Below are 19,790 nucleotides of genomic sequence, written 5' to 3'. Positions count from 1 at the left end.
CCCGTGGCGGCAGCCTCGAAAGAAAGCGGTTCGATGATGACGCGGCGGATTGCGTTGCCTTTGCTGGTCCTTCTGCTGTCCTCGTGCGGCCAGCAGATGGCCACGCGCGATCAGGTTCGCGCCGTGGGATCGTCAACGGTCTATCCCTTTGCCAAGGCTGTGGCGGAATCGCTGGCGCGCGCACAAACGGGCATCAAATCCCCGATCATCGAATCGACCGGCACCGGCGCCGGCATGAAGCTGTTCTGCGGCGGCATCGGGCCTCGTTTCCCCGACGTCGAGAACGCCTCGCGCCGGATCAAGAAATCCGAATTCGAGGATTGCCGGCACAACGGCGTGAAGGACATCATCGAGATTCAGGTGGGGCTGGACGGCGTGGCCTTCGCCGAAGGGCGTGGCGGTCCCGGCATCGCGCTGACCCCGCAGGACGTCTATCGCGCGCTGGCGCGCAATCCCTATGGCAGACCGAACACGGCGCGCACCTGGAAGGACGTGAACCCGGCCCTGCCCTCCATGCCGATCCTGGTCTATGGCCCACCCTCCACATCGGGCACGCGCGATGCGCTGCGGGAGCTTATCCTGGTGAAGGGGTGCGATGCCGATCCGGCCATGGCCGCGCTGAAGCAGAGCAACGCCGCCCGCCACGATGCGGTCTGCGGCGAAGTGCGCGAGGACGGCGGCTACGTCGATGCCGGGGAAAACGACAACCTGATCGTCCAGAAGATCGAGGCCAATCCCAAGGCCATCGGCATCTTCGGCTTTTCCTATCTGGAGGAGAACGCCGACCGGTTGCGCGGGCTGACCATGAACGGCGTGGCACCCAGCTACCAGACGATTTCGGACTTCAGCTATCCCGGTGCACGGCCCTTGTACATCTATGTCAAGAAGGCGCACCTGCGCGCCATTCCCGGCCTGAAGGCCTATGTCACGGAATGGTCAAGGCTGTGGGGCAAGGACGGTTCCCTTGCCCGGCTGGGCATGGTGGTGGCGCCGGACCCGGTGCTCGCGCAAAGCCGCAGGATCGTGGAAGAGATGCCGGCGCTGGATGGCGCGCAGCTGAAGTAGGGAGTACCGTCCGGCCTGATGCCTTCCGCCGTGCTTCTTCTGCTTGCCTTCGGGCTGGGCCTGGTCGGATGGCTGGCCGCGCGCGGACGCGCCTGGGCGTTCCGCCGGACCGCGCCGCGCGGCCGCATCGATTCGCTGCCCGGCTTTCACGCCTGGTACGTGGCCTTGTGGATCGCCGTGCCGGCCCTGCTGTTCGCGCTCGCATGGAATACGATCAGCCCGGCGCTGGTCACGCACCAGGTTCTGTCCGATCCCGCCGCGACGATCCTGCCGCCGACAGGGTTCGAGCGTGATACCATGCTGGCGGAAGCCTATGCCGTCGCCGATGGGCGCGCTTACGGGGTCTTCAATGCCGAAGCGCAGGCACTGGTCGAACCGTTCCGCGCCGCGCTGCAGAAGTTCCAGTCGATCGGGCTGGCCATCACCGTGCTGATCGCCTTTGCCGGCGGGGCCTTCGCGTTCCTGCGCCTGCGCCCCGATTTCACCGCGCGAACGCGCGTGGAACGGGCGGTCATGGCAGTACTTTTGCTCGCCTCGCTTGTGGCGATCCTCACCACGATTGGCATCATCATCAGCCTGATCTTTGAAACAATACGCTTTTTCGGGATGATCTCACCCACGGACTTTCTGTTCGGGACGCATTGGTCGCCCGACCCGATGAGCACGAGCGCGCCCGATGGCAGCAAGTACGGCGCGCTGCCATTGTTCTGGGGCACGATCTACATCGGCGCGGTGATCGCCATGATCGTGGCGATCCCGCTGGGATTGCTGAGCGCTATCTACCTGACCCAGTACGCCAGCCCGCGCGTGCGCCAGCTGATGAAGCCCCTGCTGGAAATCCTCGCCGGCATTCCCACCGTGGTCTACGGCTATTTCGCGGCGCTGACCGTGGCGCCGGCGGTGCGCGATGCGGCGCAGGCCATCGGCATCGCCAACGCTTCCACCGAAAGCGCGATCGCGGCGGGGCTGGTCATGGGCATCATGATCGTGCCCTTCGTCTCTTCCATGGCCGATGATTCGATTGCCGCCGTGCCGCAGGCCATGGGCGATGGCAGCCTGGCCATGGGCGCGACCCGCGCCGAGACCATCCGGCTCGTCCTGATCCCCGCCGCCCTGCCCGGCATCGTCGCGGGGGTGATGCTGGCGATCAGCCGCGCCATCGGCGAAACGATGATCGTGGTCATGGCCGCCGGCGCAACGGCCAACCTCACGCTCAACCCGTTCCAGAGCATGACCACGGTCACCTTCCAGATCGTTGCCATGCTGACCGGCGAAGGCAGCTTCGACCATCCGGCCACGCTCAGCGCCTTCGCGCTGGGCATGGTGCTGTTCCTGGTCACCCTGGCGCTCAACTTCATCGCGCTGCGCGTGGTGAAGCGCTATCGCGAGGCCTATGAATGATGCCGCCGATGGATGAAGCGAGGACAGCGGCCGATAGCCGCGCGACCGAGCAGGAACACATCCGCGCTCTTCGTCGCGCGCGCATGGAAGCCGGCCTTGCCCGTCGCTACGCGGTCGACCGGCTGTTCCGGCTGGCGGGCCTTTCCGCCGTGGTATTCTCCGCGCTGGTGCTGGCCTTCCTGCTGGTGTCAATGACCGCCAACGGCGTCAGCGGCTTCAAGCGCAGCGAATTGCGGATGGCCGTGCCAATCCGCGGTTCGATGCAGATCGACGCGCAACGGCTAGGCCAGCCCGATCCCGCCGGCGGACTGGAACTGGCCGGGTTGCCCCACGTGATCGACACTGCCGCCAACGCCGCTTTCGGCAAAGGCGGCGCACGCCTGCTGGCGGACGATGCCTGGCGCGAGGTCGCCGACATGCTGATCGCCGATCCGTCGCTGCTCAACAACGCCGTGCTGAACGTTTCGCTGCCCGCCAGCGACAAGCTGGCGACCGCCCAGCGCGGCGATGGCGATCCGGACCTGCGGGTGATCGCGACGCGGCTTGAGCGCGAGGGGAAACTCGTCCGCGCGTTCGATTTCGGCTTCCTGACCCGCTCGGACGCGACCAGCCCGCAAAGCGTGGGTATCTGGGGGGCGCTGAAGGGATCGATCCTGACCATGCTGGTCACGCTGGTCCTGGCCTTCCCGGTCGGCGTGCTGGCCGCGCTCTATCTGGAGGAATACGCGCCCCGCAACCGCTGGACCGACCTGATCGAGATCTCGATCAACAACCTCGCCGCTGTGCCTTCGATCATCTTCGGCCTGCTGGGGCTGGCCGTCTTCCTCGGCCTGTTTCCCAATTACCGTTCGGCCCCGCTGATAGGCGGCATGACGCTGGCGCTGATGACGATGCCGGTGATCGTCATTTCGGGCCGCAACGCGATCAAGGGCGTGCCGCCATCGGTTCGCGATGCCGCGCTGGCGGTGGGCGCCAGCCCGGTGCAGGTGGTGTTCCACCACGTATTGCCACTGGCCCTGCCCGGTATCCTCACCGGCACGATCATCGGCATGGCGCGCGCGCTGGGCGAAACCGCGCCGCTGCTGATGATCGGCATGCGCGCCTTCGTCGCCACGCCGCCGGGCGATCTCACATCGCCTTCCAGCGTACTGCCGGTGCAGATCTTCCTGTGGTCGGACGAGATCGATCGCGGCTTCGTGGAACGCACCAGCGCCGCCATCGTGGTCCTGCTCGCCTTCCTCCTGCTGATGAACGGCCTTGCCATCTATCTGCGCAACCGCTTCGAGAAACGGTGGTAACATGAATACTCAGCCCATCAGCGCCGATCCGCGCGCCGCCAAAGCCGATGGCGGGGACGAGGCGGTGCCCAAGATGCGCGCGCGCGACGTCTCCGTGTTCTATGGCGACAAGTGCGCGATCGATCAGGTCTCGATCGACATCCCCCAGCGCTATGTCACCGCGTTCATCGGCCCTTCGGGCTGCGGCAAGTCCACGTTCCTGCGCGCGCTCAACCGGATGAACGACACGATCGCCGGCGCCCGCGTGGAAGGAGAGATCCTGCTCGACGGCGAGGACATCTACCGCAGCAGGATGGATGTGGTGCAGTTGCGCGCCCGCGTGGGCATGGTGTTCCAGAAGCCCAACCCCTTCCCCAAGTCGATTTACGAGAACATCGCCTATGGCCCGCGCATCCACGGATTGACCGGCAGCCGCGCCGAACTGGACGCGATCGTCGAACAATCTCTCCAGCGCGCCGGCCTGTGGGACGAGGTTAAGGACCGCCTCTCCGACAGCGGCACCGCGCTATCGGGCGGCCAGCAACAGCGCCTGTGCATCGCCCGCGCCATCGCCGTCGATCCCGAAGTGATCCTGATGGACGAGCCGTGCTCCGCGCTCGACCCCATCGCCACCGCCCGCATCGAGGAACTGATCGACGAACTGCGCGGTCGCTATGCGATCGTGATTGTGACACACTCGATGCAACAGGCCGCCCGCGTATCCCAGCGCACCGCGTTCTTCCACCTTGGCAGGATCGTGGAGTACGGGAAAACCTCCGACATCTTCACGAACCCGCGTGAGGAACGGACGAAGGACTACATAACCGGGCGCTACGGATAGGACGATGGTGGCAGAACATACCGTCAAGGCATTCGATGAGGACATCACCCGCCTGCGCGGCCTGGTTGCGGAAATGGGCGGCCTGGCGGAACTTTCGGTGGGCGAAGCGATGGACGCGCTGGTCCGGGGCGATCAGGAACTCGCCAATACCGTGATCGCCCGCGACAAGCGGATCGACCAGCTCGAGGCGGAAGTCGACCGCCTTTCGATCCGCGTTCTCGCCCTGCGCGCGCCGATGGCCGACGATCTGCGCGAAGTGGTCGCCGCGCTGAAGATCGCCGGGGTGATCGAGCGCATCGGCGATTATGCCAAGAACATCGCCAAGCGCGTCGGCCACATCGAGGGCCGCAAGCGCTTCGAACCGCTGACGCTGCTGCCCGCGATGAACGAACTGGCGGCGGAAATGGTGCATGATGTGCTGACCGCCTTCGCCGCGCGCGATCCGGTGGCCGCGGCGGAGATCGTCGCGCGCGATGCCACGGTCGATGCCTTCTATGACAGCGTGTTCCGCAATTTCGTGTCGTTCATGGTCGAAAATCCCGCCACCATCACCAGCGTGGCGCAACTGCTGTTCGTGGCGCGCAACATCGAACGGATCGGCGATCACGCGACCAATATCGCCGAAATGGTCCACTACGCCGCCACCGGCGCCTACCTGCCCGAACGCGAGGATGTGATTCCGCCTGCCTGAGGTAATCCGGCCTGACGTAATGACACCGTAACATTAGTCGTGCTTTCGCAACCTGCCTGTCATGGAGGTTCGCCGTGTCTGCCCCGAAACTGCTTCTGGTTGAAGACGATACCGCGCTTGCCGAACTGGTCGAATACCGGTTTCGTGGCGAAGGATACGACGTGCGCACCACCGACGATGGCGACGAGGCCCTGCTTCTCGCTGCCGAGGATACGCCGGATCTGGTCCTGCTGGACTGGATGATCGGCGGCACCAGCGGGATCGAGGTCTGCCGCCGCCTGCGCCGCAACAAGAGCACGGCGCATGTGCCGATCATCATGCTCACCGCCCGCAGCGATGAGGACGACCGCGTGCGCGGGCTGGAAACCGGCGCTGACGATTATGTCACCAAGCCGTTCTCGCCGCGCGAACTGATTGCCCGCGTGGGCGCCGTGCTGCGCCGCGTGCGCCCGGCACTGGCCGGAGAGACCATCACCGTGGGCGATCTTTCGCTCGATCCCACGGCCCATCGCGTCATGCGGCGCGGGCAGGCGATAAAGATCGGCCCCACCGAATTCCGCCTGCTGCGCCACTTCATGGAACACCCCGGCCGCGTCTTTTCGCGCGGGCAACTGCTCGATGCGGTGTGGGGCAGCGGCAGCGACATCGAACTGCGCACGGTGGACGTTCACATCCGCCGTCTGCGCCAGGCGATCGCGCTCCCCGGAGCGGCCGATCCGGTACGCACGGTGCGTTCCGCGGGCTACGCGCTGGAAGGCGCCTAAACCCGGTCAGACACCCAGTTTGCGGGCGTAGTCGAGATCGTCGATGGTGACCCACTGATTGACGTAGTTCGCGTAGTACAGCCCGAACAGGATCGCCGCCAGGATGGTGGCGCGGATCGCCACCCGCTTGGGCCGGAAATTGCCGGGCGCGCTGTGCGCCTGCCCGTCCACCTTGCCCAGCCCCAGTTCGTCGTGCGTGCGGATGCCGAACGGCATCACCAGGAAGGCAGCGAACACCCAGAACAGCGAATAGATCGCAACGATCGACGTCCAGCGCACGGCAGGCCTATCCTTCCCGCAGCAGGACCTGGACGACCGGCTTCTTGCCGGACCAGCGCTGCGCCGCCCGCCTTACCGCCAGCCGCACCGTTTCGGCAACCGCCAGCCGGTCGCGCTTGCGATCGCCCTTCAGATCCTTGACCGCCTGCGCGGCGTCCGCCTGCGCTTCCTGCACGAACTGGTCCATGTCCTCGTCCAGCGGCAAACCGATGCTACCGATATCGACCGATGAGGCCAGCCGGCCCTCGGGCGTCACCGCCAGCGCCACCGAAACCAGCCCGTTCAGCCCCAGCTTGCGCCGCGCTGCCATGGCCTCGCCATCCGCCGGCGCGATGATGTCGCCATCCAGCACGAGCCGCCCGGCGCGCACCTCGGTCAGCTTCACCGGCCCGTCGGGCGCCAGCCGCAGCAGATCGCCGTTCTTCTGCAAGATCGCCTTCGGGATGCCCTCGTCCAGCCCCAGCCGGGCCTGCTCCGCCATGTGGCGTATCTCGCCATGGACTGGCACGAGGATCTCCGGCCGCAGCCAGTCATAGAGCGCGACGAGTTCGGGCCGCCCCGGATGGCCGGAAACGTGGATCATGCTCTGGCGGTCGGTCACGATGCGCACGCCGCGCCCCACCAGCGCGTTCTGCACGCGGCCGATGGCCAGTTCGTTGCCCGGTATCTGCCGGCTGGAGAACAGCACGACATCGCCTTCCTCCAGACGGATCGGGTGCTGTTCGGCGGCGATGCGCGCCAGCGCGGCGCGCGGTTCGCCCTGCCCCCCTGTCGCCAGCACCATGATCTCGCCACGCGGCAGGTCCATGGCCCGGTCCATGCTAACCGTTTCGGGGAAGTCCTCGAGATAGCCCGAAGCCTGCGCCACCGAGATGATCCGGTCCAGCGATCGCCCGGCCACGCAAAGCTGCCGCCCGGTCGCCTGCGCCACTTCGGCCAGCGTCTGCAGCCGCGCCACGTTGGAAGCGAACGTCGTCACCACCACGCGCCGCCCGCGCTGGCGGCTGACCGTCTCCAGCAGGCCGGCGCGCACCGCGCCTTCGGAACCGGATGCGGCCGGGTTGAACACGTTGGTCGAATCGCACACCAGCGCCAGCACGCCCTCGTCGCCGATCGCGGTCAGTTCCTCCTCGGTCGCCGGCGTACCGATGCGCGGTTCGTCGTCCAGCTTCCAGTCACCGGTGTGGAACACGCGGCCGTAAGGCGTGTCGATCAGCAGCGCGTTGCCTTCGGCGATCGAGTGCGCCAGCGGCACATACCGGATATCGAACGGCCCCAGCGAGAACGCTCCCTCGTTGGGAATGACATTCAGTTCGATGTCCGCGTCGATGCCCGCCTCGACCAGCTTTTCGTTGACGAGCCGCGCGGTGAACGGCGTGGCAAAGAGCGGCACGCCCAGTTCCTGCGCGAAATAGGGCACCGCGCCGATGTGATCCTCGTGCGCGTGGGTCAGCACCACGCCCAGCAGGTTTTCGCGCTGCTCCTCGATGAACTCGAGATCGGCGAAAACCAGATCCACACCGGGATAATAGGGGTCGGCGAAGGTCATCCCCAGATCGACCATCAGCCACTTGCCGTCGCACCCGTAGAGGTTGACGTTCATCCCGATCTCGCCCGAACCACCCAGGGCGAGGAAAAGCAGTTCCTTTCCTGGCTTCACGAGGGAGCACGCTCCGCAAGGATCGCGAGACCGTCCAGCGTCAGATCGGTATCCACATGATCGAAGATCGTGGTGTGATCCCCGAACAGCACGGCAAGGCCGCCGGTCGCGATCACCTTGGCCGGCCGGCCCACTTCCGCCCGCATTCGTGCTATCAGCCCTTCCATCAGCGAAACGTAGCCCCAGAACACGCCGATCTGCATCTGATCCTCGGTATTGCGCCCGATCACACTGTTGGTGCGGCTAGGCGGCGCGATGGCGATGCGCGGCAGCTTGGCGGCGGCATTGACCAGCGCTTCCAGTGAAAGGTTGATGCCCGGCGCGATGATCCCGCCCTTGTAGGCACCGTTGAAATCCACCACGTCGAACGTCGTTGCCGTGCCGAAATCGACCACGATCAGATCGCCGGGATACTTGGCGTGCGCGGCGATGGCGTTCACGGCGCGATCGGCCCCCAGCGAGCGTGGCTCGTCCACGTCGATATCGATGCCCCATTCGATCGGCGGCTGCCCGGCGATCAGCGCATCGCGATGGAAGTACTTCTGAGCCAGCACCTGCAGGTTGTGCAGCGCGCGCGGAACGACCGTGGAAACGATGATCTGATCGACGTCATCGGCCGCGAAGCCCTGCAACTGCATCAACTGGAGCAGCCAGACCGCGTATTCGTCCGCCGTCCGGCGCGGGTCGGTCGCCACGCGCCAGCGCGATTTGATCGTCCGTCCGGCATAGAGGGCAAAGACAACGTTGGTGTTGCCTACATCAATCGCGAGCAGCATCCGTTCCCACCATTTCAATATCGCCCGCGTGGATGGCACGGGTGGAGCCGTCCGCCAAGCGTAGAAGCGCCACACCCTCCTCGTCGATGCCGCCGAACGCGCCCATGATCTCGCCCTGATCGCGGTCCTTGACCGTCACCAGCGTTCCGACGGGATGCGCGCGCACCAGCCATTCGCCCCGCAGCAGCGGCCATTCGCCCCGGTGCCAGCGCAACAATGCATCGGCCCAGGCCGCCGCCAGCCGCTCCGCGAACGCATCCCGCCTCACGGGAAAGCCCAGCGCGGCAAGACTGGCGGTGGCGCGACCCGGTACCTGCGGGGACTGCGCCAGATTGACGCCGATTCCGACCACCACCGCTTCGCGCTGCCGTTCGAGCAGGATGCCCACCAGCTTGGCATGGCCCACAAGCACATCGTTGGGCCACTTGAGCCGCAGATCGGCGATCGCGGGGGCACAGGCCTTCACCGCATCGAACACGGCGACCCCGGCCACCAGCGCCAGCGTCTGCGCGGGTGGATCGCCCGCGCGCAACTGCACCGCGGTCGATCCCATGAAATTGCCGGCGCCATCGGACCACACGCGCCCGGCGCGCCCGCGCCCGGCGCTTTGCCGGTCGGCCACCAGCCAGTGCCCTTCCGGCACCGCTTCCCCCTCCCTCACCCGCGCCAGCAACGCGGCGTTGGTGGAGGGGATTTCAGCGACGGTTTCGATCAAGGCTGGACAGCCTTCGCGCGGTCAGGCGACGTGGAACAGCGCCGTGGCGGCGTTGTCGGCCAGCGTCCCGATCCACTTGGTCAGCAGATAGCCCAGCGGCGAGATGAACAGCGCCGACGCTGCCAGCAACACGCCATGCGCCAGATCGATCTCGCCCTTCACCCGGTCCGCTGCCTCGTCGAAGTACATGACCTTGACGACCTTGAGGTAATAGAACGCGCCGATCACGCTGGCTGCGATGCCGATGGCCGCGAGGGCCACGAGATTGGCCTGCACGGCGGCCTGGAACACCACGAACTTGCCCCAGAAGCCGAACAGCGGCGGAATGCCGGCGAGGCTGAACATCACCGCCGCCAGCGCCAGCGCCAGCATCGGCCGGGTCTTCGACAGGCCGGCGAGGTCGGAAATGGCTTCCACCGCATCGCCGTTCTCGTCGCGCAGCAAAAGGATGGCCACGAAGCCCGCGATCGACATCGCGACATAGATCGCGAGATAGACCAGCATGGCGGACGCGCCCTTGGGCGTCGCCGCCGCAAGGCCGATCAGCATGAAGCCGACGTTGTTGATCGAGGAATAGGCCATCAGGCGCTTGATGTTCGCCTGCCCGATCGCGCCCAGCGCGCCGATCACGATCGACAGCAGCGACGCGAAGATCACGATCTGCTGCCACGCCCCCGGCTGCGAGCCAAACGCTTCGAGGCTGACGCGCATCAGCAGCGCCAGCGCCGCCGCCTTGGGCGCGGTGGCGAAGAACGTCGTCACCGGCGTCGGCGCGCCTTCGTAGACGTCCGGCGTCCACATGTGGAACGGCGCCGCGCTGATCTTGAAGGCCAGGCCGGCCAGCACGAACACGATGCCGAACGTAGCGCCGGTCGACAGCGAGCCCGACAGGGCCAGGCGGATGCCTTCGAAGCTGGTCGTGCCGGTGAAGCCATAGGTCAAGCTCATGCCGAACAGCAGGATGCCGCTGGCGAGCGAGCCGAGCACGAAATACTTCAGGCCCGATTCCGCCGAACGATCATCGGTGCGCAGGAACGCGGCCAGGACGTAGGAGGCAAGGCTGTTGAGTTCGAGGCCGATGTAGAGCGTCAGCAGATCGCCCGCCGAAACCATCATGCCCATGCCCAGCGCCGCGAACAGCACCAGCAACGGGAATTCCGCCCGCATCGCGCGGACCCGGTCGAAGAACGCGGGCGCGACGATCAGCGTGACGCCGGCGCCGGCATAGACCAGCAGCTTGGCGAAGGCCGAGAAGGCGTCCGCCTTGTACTGGCCACCGAATGCCTCGGTATCCGGCCCCATCGCACCGCCGCACAGCGCGGGGGCGACAAGGATCGCGCAGACCGTCAGCGCGGCGACCGACAGGATCGAGATCGTCCGCGCCGCCTTGTCACCGCCCCAGGCGGCGACCAGCAGGAGCAGCAGGCCGGAGATGCTGAGCACTTCTTCCGGCGCAACGATCAGAAGGGAGCGAACGAGTTCCATCAGTGCGCCTCCCCTTCGTGCGCTTCATGTTCGGCGGCCGGCTTGGGCGCCCCCATCTTCACGTCGGCATCTCCCTTGGGCCGTGCCTGGGCAAGGCGCGCATCGAGCGCGGCGATGTCCTTCTTCATCGGATCGAGGAACGACTGCGGATAGACGCCCATCCACAGCACCACGGCGGCGAGCGGCACCATCATCGCCCATTCGCGCGCATCGAGATCGGGCATCGCGGCGGCATCGGCGTTCTTCTGTTCGCCAAAGGCCACGCGGCGGTAGAGGTAGAGCATGTAGGCCGCGCCCAGGATGATGCCCGTGGTGCAGATCAGCGCCACCCAGCTCGACGCCTGATAGACGCCCAACAGCGACAGGAATTCGCCGACGAACCCGCTGGTGCCCGGCAGGCCGATCGAGGCCATGGTGAACAGCAGGAAGAACAGCGCGTACTTCGGCATGTTGATGGCAAGGCCGCCATAACGGTCGATCTCGCGGGTATGCAGGCGATCGTAGATTACGCCCACGCACAGGAACAGCGCGCCCGCCACCAGACCGTGGCTGAGCATGACGATCATCGAGCCTTCGAGGCCCTGTTCGTTGAAGGCGAACAGGCCGATCGTCACGATCGCCATGTGCGCGACCGAGGAATAGGCGATCAGCTTCTTCATGTCGTGCTGGACCAGCGCGATCAGCGAGGTGATGACCACCGCCGCCATCGACAGGCCCCAGATCAGCGGCGCGAACTGCGCCGAGGCTTCCGGGAACATCGGCAGCGAGAAGCGGATGAAGCCGTAACCGCCCATCTTCAGCAGTACGCCAGCCAGGATCACCGAGCCACCCGTTGGCGCCTGCACGTGCGCGTCGGGCAGCCAGGTGTGGACCGGCCACATCGGCATCTTAACCGCGAAGCTGGCGAAGAAGGCCAGCCACAGCCAGGTCTGCGCGTGGACCGGGAAGTTGTAGACCATCAGCGTCGGGATATCGGTCGTGCCCGCCTCGTTCACCATCCAGAACATCGCGATCAGCATCAGCACCGAGCCGAGCAGCGTGTAGAGGAAGAACTTGTAGCTGGCGTAAATGCGCTCCGCACCGCCCCAGATGCCGATGATCAGGTACATCGGGATCAGGCCGGCTTCGAACATGATGTAGAACAGGAACAGGTCCTGCGCCGCGAAAACGCCGATCATCAGCGTTTCCATCAGCATGAACGCGGCATAGTATTCGCCCTGGCGCTTGTCGATCGACAGCCAGCTGGCGCCGATGCACACCGGCATCAGGAACACCGTCAGCGCGATCAGCATCAGCGCGATGCCGTCGATGCCAAGCTTCCATTCGAAGCCCGCGAACAGCGCGGCGTGTTCGGTGAACTGCCACTGCGCGCCGCCGGTATCGAAGTTCGCCCACAGCAACATGCCAAGGACGAAATCGATCAGCGTCCCCACCAGCGCCACGGTGCGCGCCTGTTCGCGATCGACGAGGAGGCAGGCCACCGCCGTTACGAGCGGCACCAGCAACATCACCGAAAGGATCGGAAACCCGGTCATTGTGCGATCACCCAGCTGATTGCGAGCGTCAGGCCGATCAGCATGACCAGCGCGTAGCTATAGAGATACCCGGACTGCAGCTTCACCGCCGCGCGGCTGCCCTTAGCCACCACCCAGGCGGCGCCGTTGGGGCCGAAGCGATCGATGATGCCGATATCGCCCACCTTCCAGAACACCCGTCCCAGCCACAGCGCGGGGCGGACGAAGATGAAGTGATAAAGCTCGTCGAAGTACCACTTGTTGAGAAGGAACCGGTAGAGGAAGCCGAACTGGTCGACCAACGCCGCCGGGAACTTCGTGTTCTTGATATAGGCGTACCAGGCGATCAGCAGGCCCGTGGCCATGACCGTGAACGGCGCCCATTTCACCCAGTGCGGCACTTGGTGCATCGCGTGGATCAGGTGTTCGCTGAACACGAGGCTGCCCTTCCAGAACTCGCCCGTGCCTTCGCTGACGAAGGCGTGGTTGAACACCAGCCCCGCGAAGATCGCGCCGATCGACAGGATGACAAGCGGCGTGAGCATCACCGCCGGGCTTTCATGCGGATGATAGCCGGCCGTGCCATCGCTGTGATGGCCATGATGCCCGTGGTCGTCGTGCCCGTGATGGGCGTGTCCATGGCCTTCGTGGCCGTGATCGTCATGACCATGCGCGTCGTGCACCGCGTGCTGGATGTGTTCGGACTGTTCCCACCGCGGCTTGCCGAAAAAGGTCAGGAACACCAGCCGCCAGGAATAGAAGCTGGTCAGCAGCGCGGCGAAGATGCCCATGAAGAAGGCGAAGTGCGAAAGCTCCGTCCCGCGCGCGAACGCGGCTTCGAGGATCGCGTCCTTCGAATAGAAGCCGGCGAAGCCCACCACATCGACGATGCCAACGCCGGTGATCGCCAGCGTGCCCGCCGTCATCGCCCAGAAGGTGATCGGGATGTGCTTCCGCAGGCCGCCGTAATAGCGCATGTCCTGTTCGTGGTGCATCGCGTGGATCACCGAACCGGCGCCCAGGAACAGCAGCGCCTTGAAGAAGGCGTGCGTGAACAGGTGGAACATCGCTGCGCCATAGGCACCGACGCCCGCCGCGAAGAACATGTAGCCCAGCTGCGAACAGGTGGAATAGGCGATCACGCGCTTGATGTCGGTCTGCGTCGTGCCGATCGTCGCCGCGAAGAAGCAGGTCGCCGCGCCGATGAAGGTCACGAAGCCCAGCGCCGTCGGGCTGGTTTCGAACATCGGCGAAAGGCGGCAGACCATGAACACGCCAGCGGTGACCATCGTCGCGGCGTGGATCAGCGCCGAAACCGGGGTCGGGCCTTCCATCGCGTCCGGCAGCCAGGTGTGCAGGCCAAGCTGCGCCGATTTGCCCATCGCGCCGATGAACAGCAGCAGGCACAGCACCGTCATCGTGTCGAAACGGTGGCCGAGGAAGCCGACCGTCGATCCGGCCATGCCCGGCGCGGCTTCGAGGATCGCGGGAATGGAAACCGTGCCGAACACCAGGAAGGTGCCGAAGATGCCCATCATGAAGCCAAGATCACCCACGCGGTTGACCACGAAGGCCTTCATCGCGGCGGCGTTGGCGCTGGGCTTGCGGAACCAGAAGCCGATCAGGAGGTACGAGGCGAGGCCCACGCCTTCCCAGCCGAAGAACATCTGCACCAGGTTGTCGGCGGTCACCAGCATCAGCATGGCGAAGGTGAACAGCGACAGGTACGCGAAGAAGCGCGGCTGGTCCGGCTCGTCGCTCATGTAGCCCCACGAATAGAGGTGCACGAGCGCGGAGACGCTGGTGATGACCACCAGCATGACCGCCGTCAGCGTATCGACGCGCAGCGCCCAGGCGAAATCGAGATTGCCCGAGGTCACCCAGTGCAGCACCGGCGAGACATGCGCCTCGGCATGGCCCGACAGGAACGACAGGAAAATCGGCCACGACAGCGCGCACGAGATGAACAGCGCGCCGGTCGTCACCACCTTGGCGGGAACATTGCCCAGCTGCTTGTTGCCCAGCCCGGCGATGATCGCCGCCAGCAGCGGCAGGAAGACGATGATGTGGATGGCAGACATGATCGCGTACTCAGCCCTTCATCCGGTTGACGTCGTCGACGGCGATGGTGCCGCGGCCACGGAAGTAGATGACCAGGATCGCAAGGCCGATCGCCGCCTCGCCCGCCGCCACGGTCAGCACGAACATCGCGAAGACCTGGCCGACAAGGTCGTGCAGGAAGGCGCTGAAGGCGACCAGGTTAAGGTTCACCGACAGCAGGATCAGCTCGATCGCCATCAGGATGATGATGACGTTCTTGCGGTTGAGGAAGATGCCGAGCACGCCGAGCACGAACATGATCGAGCTGACGACGACATAGTGTTCGATGCCGATCATTAGAGGCTGACCCCCTTGCCCACTTCCGGCTTCACGTTGATGGTCGCCTCTTCCGGACGGCGCGCGACCTGTTTCGCCACGTTCTGGCCGCGCACCCCGCCACGCTGGCGGTGCGTCAGCACGATGGCGCCGATCAAGGCCACCAGCAGCAGGATGCCCGCCGCTTCGAACAGGAAGAGGTAGCGCGTGTACAGCAGCGCCCCGATGGATTCGATGTTGGATGCCCCGGCCAGCGGCGCGGCCGTCCCGTCCGCCGTGCCAAGCTGCATCGCGCCGGCGCGATAGGCGCCGATGCCCAGCACCAGTTCGCACAGCAGCACCAGCGCCAGGATCATTCCCAGCGGGAAGTTCTTTACGAACCCGGCGCGCAGTTCGGCGAAATCGATGTCGAGCATCATCACCACGAACAGGAACAGCACCGCGACCGCGCCGACATAGACGATGACCAGCAGCATCGCGATGAACTCGGCCCCCACCAGGATCATCAGGCCGGCGGCGTTGAAGAACGCCAGGATCAGCCAGAGAACCGAATGGACCGGGTTGCGGGCCAGGATCGTGACGGCGCCCGAGACAATCATGAGCGTCGCGAAGAGATAGAAGGCAAATGCCTGGATCATGGTTTCGCGCCCCTACCGGTACGGTGCGTCGGCTTCAAGGTTGGCAGCGATCGCGCGCTCCCACTTGTCGCCGTTCGCCAGCAGCTTGGCCTTGTCGTAAAGCAGTTCCTCGCGCGTTTCGGTCGCGTATTCGAAGTTCGGCCCTTCGACGATGGCATCGACCGGGCAGGCTTCCTGGCAGAAGCCGCAGAAGATGCACTTGGTCATGTCGATGTCGTAGCGCGTGGTGCGGCGGCTGCCGTCCTCGCGCGGTTGCGCTTCAATGGTAATGGCCTGGGCCGGACACACCGCCTCGCACAGCTTGCACGCGATGCAGCGTTCCTCGCCGTTGGGATAGCGGCGCAGCGCGTGTTCGCCACGGAAGCGCGGGCTAAGCGGGTTCTTCTCGAACGGGTAGTTGATCGTCGCCTTGGTCTTGAAGAAATACTTCAAGGTCAGCCAGTGCGCCTTCACGAACTCCCACAGAGTGAAGCTCTTGATGAGCTGTCCGACGGTCATGAGAAATGCCCCGTAAGCATCAGGTAGCCGCTGACGAGGAACACCCACAGCAGCGAGACAGGCAGGAACACCTTCCAGCCCAGACGCATCAGCTGGTCATAGCGATACCGGGGTACGGTCGCCTTCACCCAGCTGAAGATGAAGAAGAAGAACAGGATCTTACCGAGAAACCAGATCACGCCCGGAATCACGACACCCGGGAACAATCCCAAGAACGGAATGTCCATCAACGGCAGCCAGCCGCCCCAGAACAGCGTGGCGTTGAGCGCGCACATCAGCAGCACGTTGGCGTATTCGCCCAGCCAGTAGAGCGCGAAGGCCATCGATGAATATTCGGTCTGATACCCGGCGACGAGTTCGCTTTCCGCCTCGGTCAGGTCGAACGGCGCGCGCTGCGTTTCCGCCATGCCCGAGATGAGGAACATCACCCACATCGGGAACAGCAGCGGGTTGAACACGAAGCCGTTGAACAGCCCCAGCACATGACCCTGCTGCGCCTTGACGATCTCGTTCATGTTGAACGAGCCGGACCACAGCACCACGCAGATCAGGATGAAGCCGATCGAGACTTCGTAGCTGATCATCTGCGCCGAAGCGCGCATGGCCGAGAAGAACGGGTACTTCGAGTTCGAGGACCAGCCGGCGATGATCGTGCCGTAAACGCCCAGCGACGAAATCGCGAGGACATAGAGCAGGCCGACGTTGATGTTGGCGAGGATCGCGCCCGAATTGAACGGGATCACCGCCCATGCCATCAGCGCCACGGTGAAGGTGATGATCGGGGCGATCAGGAACAGGCCCTTGTTGGCCGCCGAAGGAATGATCGTTTCCTGCAGCATGACCTTGAGGCCGTCCGCGAACGACTGCAGCAGGCCGAACGGGCCGACCACGTTGGGGCCGCGACGGAGCGCCATCGCCGCCCAGATCTTGCGGTCGGCATAGATGATCATCGCCACGCCGAGCATCAGCGGCAGCGCGATCAGCAGGATGCCAACGATCGTAGCGAGCGTCCACGCAGCCTCATAAGACATCGTGACATGAAGCCACGAAATCCAGAGAATGTGAAAGTCCTGAAAGAAAGCGGTCATGACGGCTCCCTCAAGCCGTCACCCCAGCGCAGGCTGGGGTCTCGTGCTTCAGGCGAAGCGCCATCCGGAGCGAGATGCCAGCCTTCGCTGGCATGACGGGCAATGGTGTTGGACGTGCTCACTCGGCCGCCTCCGCGAAGCTTTCACCATGGAGCAGTTCGGCCGAGCAGCGCTGCAAAGTGGGGCTGGCGCGGCAGATCGCGTTGGTGAGGTAACGATCCTTGATCGGGTAGCCGGCGATCACGCCTTCCGCCTTCGCCCCGGCAGGAGCGGCGGGCAGCGCGCCGTAATCGGCCAGTCCCTCGGCACCCAGTGCCGGCACGTCCGCGATCATGGCAATGCGCAATTCGTCGAAGCTGTCGAACCCGACCGAGACTTTCAGCGCATCGGCCATGGCCCGCAGGACGCTCCAGTCCTCGCGCGCGTCGCCGGGCGCGAAGACGGCCTTTTCGGCATATTGCACGCGGCCTTCGGTGTTGACGTAGGTGCCGTCCTTCTCGCTGTAGGCAGCGCCCGGCAGTATCACGTCGGCGACATGGGCCGCCTTGTCGCCGTGATGGCCGATGTGGACGATCATGCTGCCGGCGAACTGGGTCCAATCCACTTCGTCCGCGCCGAGCGAAATCACCAGCTTGGGCTTGGCTGCGACGATATCGGCAAGGCCGCCCTTCTGCGCATAGCCCAGCATCAGCCCGCCCATGCGCGCGGCCGCCATGTGGACCACGTTGAAGCCGTTCCAGCCTTCTCGCACCAGGTTGAACTTTTCGGCGAAGGCCAGGCCCGCCTCGCGCGCGCCTTTCACGATGCCGGCGGCACCGATGATGATCGCGGGCTTGGCCGCCTTGGCGAACACATCGGCGACATCGGCCGGCAAAGCGTTCAGCGTGGCGGCATCGTCGCCGAGGAAGGTCGCCGGATAGGTCGGTTCCCATGCCGGGCCGATGATGAAGACCTTCGCGCCCTTCTTCACCGCCTTGCGCAGGCGCACATTGAGCAGCGGGGCCTCGTCGCGGATCTGGCTGCCCACGATCAGGATCGCGTCGGCATCCTCGATCCCGGCCAGCGTCGAATTGAAATTCACCGCCGCCAGGCTCGACGTGTCATAGGCCATGCCCGTCTGGCGACCTTCGAGCAGCGAGGACCCCAGCGCGCCGGCCAGCTTCTTCGCGGCGAACATCGTTTCGCAATCGACCTGATCGCCCGCGATCACCGCGACCGATGAGCCCGGATTGATCCGGGCGATGGCATCGAACGCCTCGGCCCAGCTGGCCGCCTGCAGCTTGCCGTCACGGCGCAGCCACGGCTTGTCGAGCCGACGACGGGTAAGGCCATCGACCATGTAGCGGCCGCGGTCCGACAGCCATTCCTCGTTCACGTCGTCGTTCACGCGCGGCAGCGCGCGCAGCACTTCGCGGCCCCGGCTGTCGAGCCGGATATTGGCCCCCACCGCGTCCGAAACGTCGATCGAGAGCGTCTTCTTCAGCTCCCACGGCCGCGCTTCGAACGCATAGGGGCGGCTGGTCAGCGCGCCGACCGGGCACAGGTCGATCACGTTGGCGGAAAGTTCGTGCTTCGCCGCGTGCTCCAGATAAGTCGAAATCTGGGTGCTTTCACCGCGATAGAGCGCACCGATCTCGTCCACGCCGGCGATCTCTTCGGAGAAGCGCACGCAGCGGGTGCAGTGGATGCAACGCGTCATCACCGTCTTGATGAGCGGCCCCATGTACTTCTCGGTGACCGCGCGCTTGCTCTCGTGATACCGCGAACCGCCCCGGCCATAGGCCACCGACTGGTCCTGCAGATCGCATTCGCCGCCCTGGTCGCAGATCGGGCAATCGAGCGGATGGTTGATGAGGAGAAACTCCATCACCCCTTCGCGCGCCTTCTTGACCATCTCGCTGTCGGTGCGGATTTCCTGCCCTTCGGCGGCCGGCAGCGCGCACGATGCCTGCGGCTTCGGCGGTCCGGGCTTCACTTCGACCAGGCACATGCGGCAGTTGCCCGCGATGCTCAGGCGCTCGTGATAGCAGAAGCGGGGGATTTCCTTGCCGGCCAGCTCGCACGCCTGCAGGACAGTGGCGCCTGTCGGAACTTCGAGTTCTACGCCGTCGACTTTGAGCTTGGGCATTAGTCAGGTTTCCCATCACCAACCTTGCCTGAGGCAGGTGGATCGTTCGGTGCACACACGTAGCGGGCAAAGGCGCGCGTGGTTTCTGCACGCAAAGCTTGCAAGGACATCGAGAGATTTACCCCCTTATCAACACACCGCGTAAGCGAAGGCGTTAGCGCAGAGGCAAGCTTTTTTTCATTGTTAGAGCCGCTCCGACTCTTGATGAAGCGAAAGGCGTTGTTGGTGTCTACGAAGACAAGGCACTTCGCCATTGCCGACCGCAATGGATAGCCTTGTGATTGTAAAGCCATCATTTGCGCTGCTGCATCAAGATTCGGCCGGCCACTCCAGCCACTGTGGTACACAGTTACCGGCGCAAGTATCTTTGAAGAAATCGCCCCCATAAACAGCGATTTCTGATCAATACTCATGCCGCCGGGAGGAGTGCCTTTGCAATTTAGAATTGTCGGATTCAACTCTGCAAACAGTCTATTTTCCTCAGCGGAGCCGGGAATTGACAACGCAACAGCCCTTGCGAGTGGGCGCGCCATGCGCATGACGCACTCGCCTAGTTTGATCGGATCGTTGCCAGTTTCTTGAATACGCGCGACA

Annotated in this window: 19 protein-coding genes; 6 read left to right on the top strand and 13 right to left on the bottom strand. The window is 64.8% G+C overall.

Translation table 11 applies throughout. The features are described 5' to 3' along the window. The first annotated feature begins 33 nt into the window (after positions 1–33). From NMD1_RS13080 to phoB, 6 genes are all read left to right on the top strand, one after another. Entirely contained in the window at positions 34–1,065 is a 1,032-nt protein-coding gene (locus tag NMD1_RS13080) for a substrate-binding domain-containing protein (RefSeq protein WP_125955077.1), read from the top strand. 18 nt (positions 1,066–1,083) lie between these two features. Beyond that, a complete protein-coding gene (pstC, locus tag NMD1_RS13075) occupies positions 1,084–2,466 on the top strand; it encodes a phosphate ABC transporter permease subunit PstC (protein ID WP_125955076.1) in 1,383 nt (460 codons plus the stop codon). Positions 2,467–2,474: 8 nt separating this feature from the next. Next, a complete protein-coding gene (gene pstA, locus NMD1_RS13070) occupies positions 2,475–3,764 on the top strand; it encodes a phosphate ABC transporter permease PstA (RefSeq protein ID WP_125955075.1) in 1,290 nt (429 codons plus the stop codon). Position 3,765: 1 nt separating this feature from the next. Beyond that, the gene (gene pstB, locus NMD1_RS13065; protein ID WP_124807906.1) at positions 3,766–4,584 is read left to right on the top strand and encodes a phosphate ABC transporter ATP-binding protein PstB; all 819 of its coding nucleotides are present in this window, start codon (positions 3,766–3,768) and stop codon (positions 4,582–4,584) included. Positions 4,585–4,588: 4 nt separating this feature from the next. Next, positions 4,589–5,275 (top strand): phosphate signaling complex protein PhoU, encoded by a 687-nt coding sequence (gene phoU / locus NMD1_RS13060; RefSeq protein WP_124807907.1) that lies wholly within the window; start codon positions 4,589–4,591, stop codon positions 5,273–5,275. A 74-nt stretch (positions 5,276–5,349) separates the two neighbouring features. Continuing rightward, complete coding sequence (gene phoB, locus NMD1_RS13055) at positions 5,350–6,039, top strand: phosphate regulon transcriptional regulator PhoB (RefSeq protein ID WP_124807908.1); 690 nt, start codon at positions 5,350–5,352, stop codon at positions 6,037–6,039. A gap of 6 nt (positions 6,040–6,045) precedes the next feature. On the opposite strand, the gene NMD1_RS13050 is transcribed toward phoB, so the two are convergent. The 13 genes from NMD1_RS13050 to NMD1_RS12990 all read right to left on the bottom strand — a co-directional run bounded on the left by NMD1_RS13050 (position 6,046) and on the right by NMD1_RS12990 (position 19,735). Next, positions 6,046–6,318 (bottom strand): DUF1467 family protein, encoded by a 273-nt coding sequence (locus NMD1_RS13050; protein ID WP_125955074.1) that lies wholly within the window; start codon positions 6,316–6,318, stop codon positions 6,046–6,048. Positions 6,319–6,325: 7 nt separating this feature from the next. Continuing rightward, positions 6,326–7,978 (bottom strand): ribonuclease J, encoded by a 1,653-nt coding sequence (locus tag NMD1_RS13045; RefSeq protein ID WP_125955073.1) that lies wholly within the window; start codon positions 7,976–7,978, stop codon positions 6,326–6,328. Then, positions 7,975–8,754, bottom strand: coding sequence for a type III pantothenate kinase (locus tag NMD1_RS13040; RefSeq protein WP_125955072.1), 780 nt, complete (start codon positions 8,752–8,754; stop codon positions 7,975–7,977). Before NMD1_RS13040 ends, NMD1_RS13045 begins: the two co-directional genes overlap by 4 nt. Next, complete coding sequence (locus NMD1_RS13035; RefSeq protein ID WP_124807912.1) at positions 8,738–9,469, bottom strand: biotin--[acetyl-CoA-carboxylase] ligase; 732 nt, start codon at positions 9,467–9,469, stop codon at positions 8,738–8,740. Before NMD1_RS13035 ends, NMD1_RS13040 begins: the two co-directional genes overlap by 17 nt. 21 nt (positions 9,470–9,490) lie before the next feature. Further along, the gene (gene nuoN, locus NMD1_RS13030) at positions 9,491–10,954 is read right to left on the bottom strand and encodes an NADH-quinone oxidoreductase subunit NuoN (RefSeq protein ID WP_125955071.1); all 1,464 of its coding nucleotides are present in this window, start codon (positions 10,952–10,954) and stop codon (positions 9,491–9,493) included. Further along, the gene (locus tag NMD1_RS13025; RefSeq protein WP_125955070.1) at positions 10,954–12,489 is read right to left on the bottom strand and encodes an NADH-quinone oxidoreductase subunit M; all 1,536 of its coding nucleotides are present in this window, start codon (positions 12,487–12,489) and stop codon (positions 10,954–10,956) included. The genes nuoN and NMD1_RS13025 overlap by 1 nt, the downstream gene beginning before the upstream one ends. Continuing rightward, positions 12,486–14,549, bottom strand: coding sequence for an NADH-quinone oxidoreductase subunit L (gene nuoL / locus NMD1_RS13020; protein ID WP_125955069.1), 2,064 nt, complete (start codon positions 14,547–14,549; stop codon positions 12,486–12,488). The genes NMD1_RS13025 and nuoL overlap by 4 nt, the downstream gene beginning before the upstream one ends. 10 nt (positions 14,550–14,559) lie before the next feature. After that, complete coding sequence (gene nuoK, locus NMD1_RS13015; protein WP_124807916.1) at positions 14,560–14,865, bottom strand: NADH-quinone oxidoreductase subunit NuoK; 306 nt, start codon at positions 14,863–14,865, stop codon at positions 14,560–14,562. Continuing rightward, a complete protein-coding gene (locus NMD1_RS13010) occupies positions 14,865–15,482 on the bottom strand; it encodes an NADH-quinone oxidoreductase subunit J (protein WP_124807917.1) in 618 nt (205 codons plus the stop codon). The genes nuoK and NMD1_RS13010 overlap by 1 nt, the downstream gene beginning before the upstream one ends. Positions 15,483–15,494: 12 nt before the next feature. Next, positions 15,495–15,980 carry an NADH-quinone oxidoreductase subunit NuoI gene (gene nuoI / locus NMD1_RS13005; protein ID WP_124807918.1) on the bottom strand — a complete coding sequence of 162 codons (486 nt, stop codon included), beginning with the start codon at positions 15,978–15,980 and terminating at the stop codon, positions 15,495–15,497. Then, entirely contained in the window at positions 15,977–17,068 is a 1,092-nt protein-coding gene (nuoH, locus tag NMD1_RS13000; protein ID WP_199558122.1) for an NADH-quinone oxidoreductase subunit NuoH, read from the bottom strand. The genes nuoI and nuoH overlap by 4 nt, the downstream gene beginning before the upstream one ends. 118 nt (positions 17,069–17,186) lie before the next feature. Continuing rightward, a complete protein-coding gene (gene nuoG / locus NMD1_RS12995; RefSeq protein WP_125955068.1) occupies positions 17,187–19,196 on the bottom strand; it encodes an NADH-quinone oxidoreductase subunit NuoG in 2,010 nt (669 codons plus the stop codon). Beyond that, the gene (locus tag NMD1_RS12990; RefSeq protein ID WP_125955067.1) at positions 19,196–19,735 is read right to left on the bottom strand and encodes a hypothetical protein; all 540 of its coding nucleotides are present in this window, start codon (positions 19,733–19,735) and stop codon (positions 19,196–19,198) included. The genes nuoG and NMD1_RS12990 overlap by 1 nt, the downstream gene beginning before the upstream one ends. Positions 19,736–19,790 lie beyond the last annotated feature (55 nt).

Origin of the sequence: Novosphingobium sp. MD-1 (assembly GCF_001014975.1) — a bacterium.
Lineage (GTDB): Bacteria > Pseudomonadota > Alphaproteobacteria > Sphingomonadales > Sphingomonadaceae > Novosphingobium.
The sequence above is the reverse complement of the archived record's forward strand: the minus strand, read 5'-3'. Positions and strand labels throughout refer to the sequence as shown.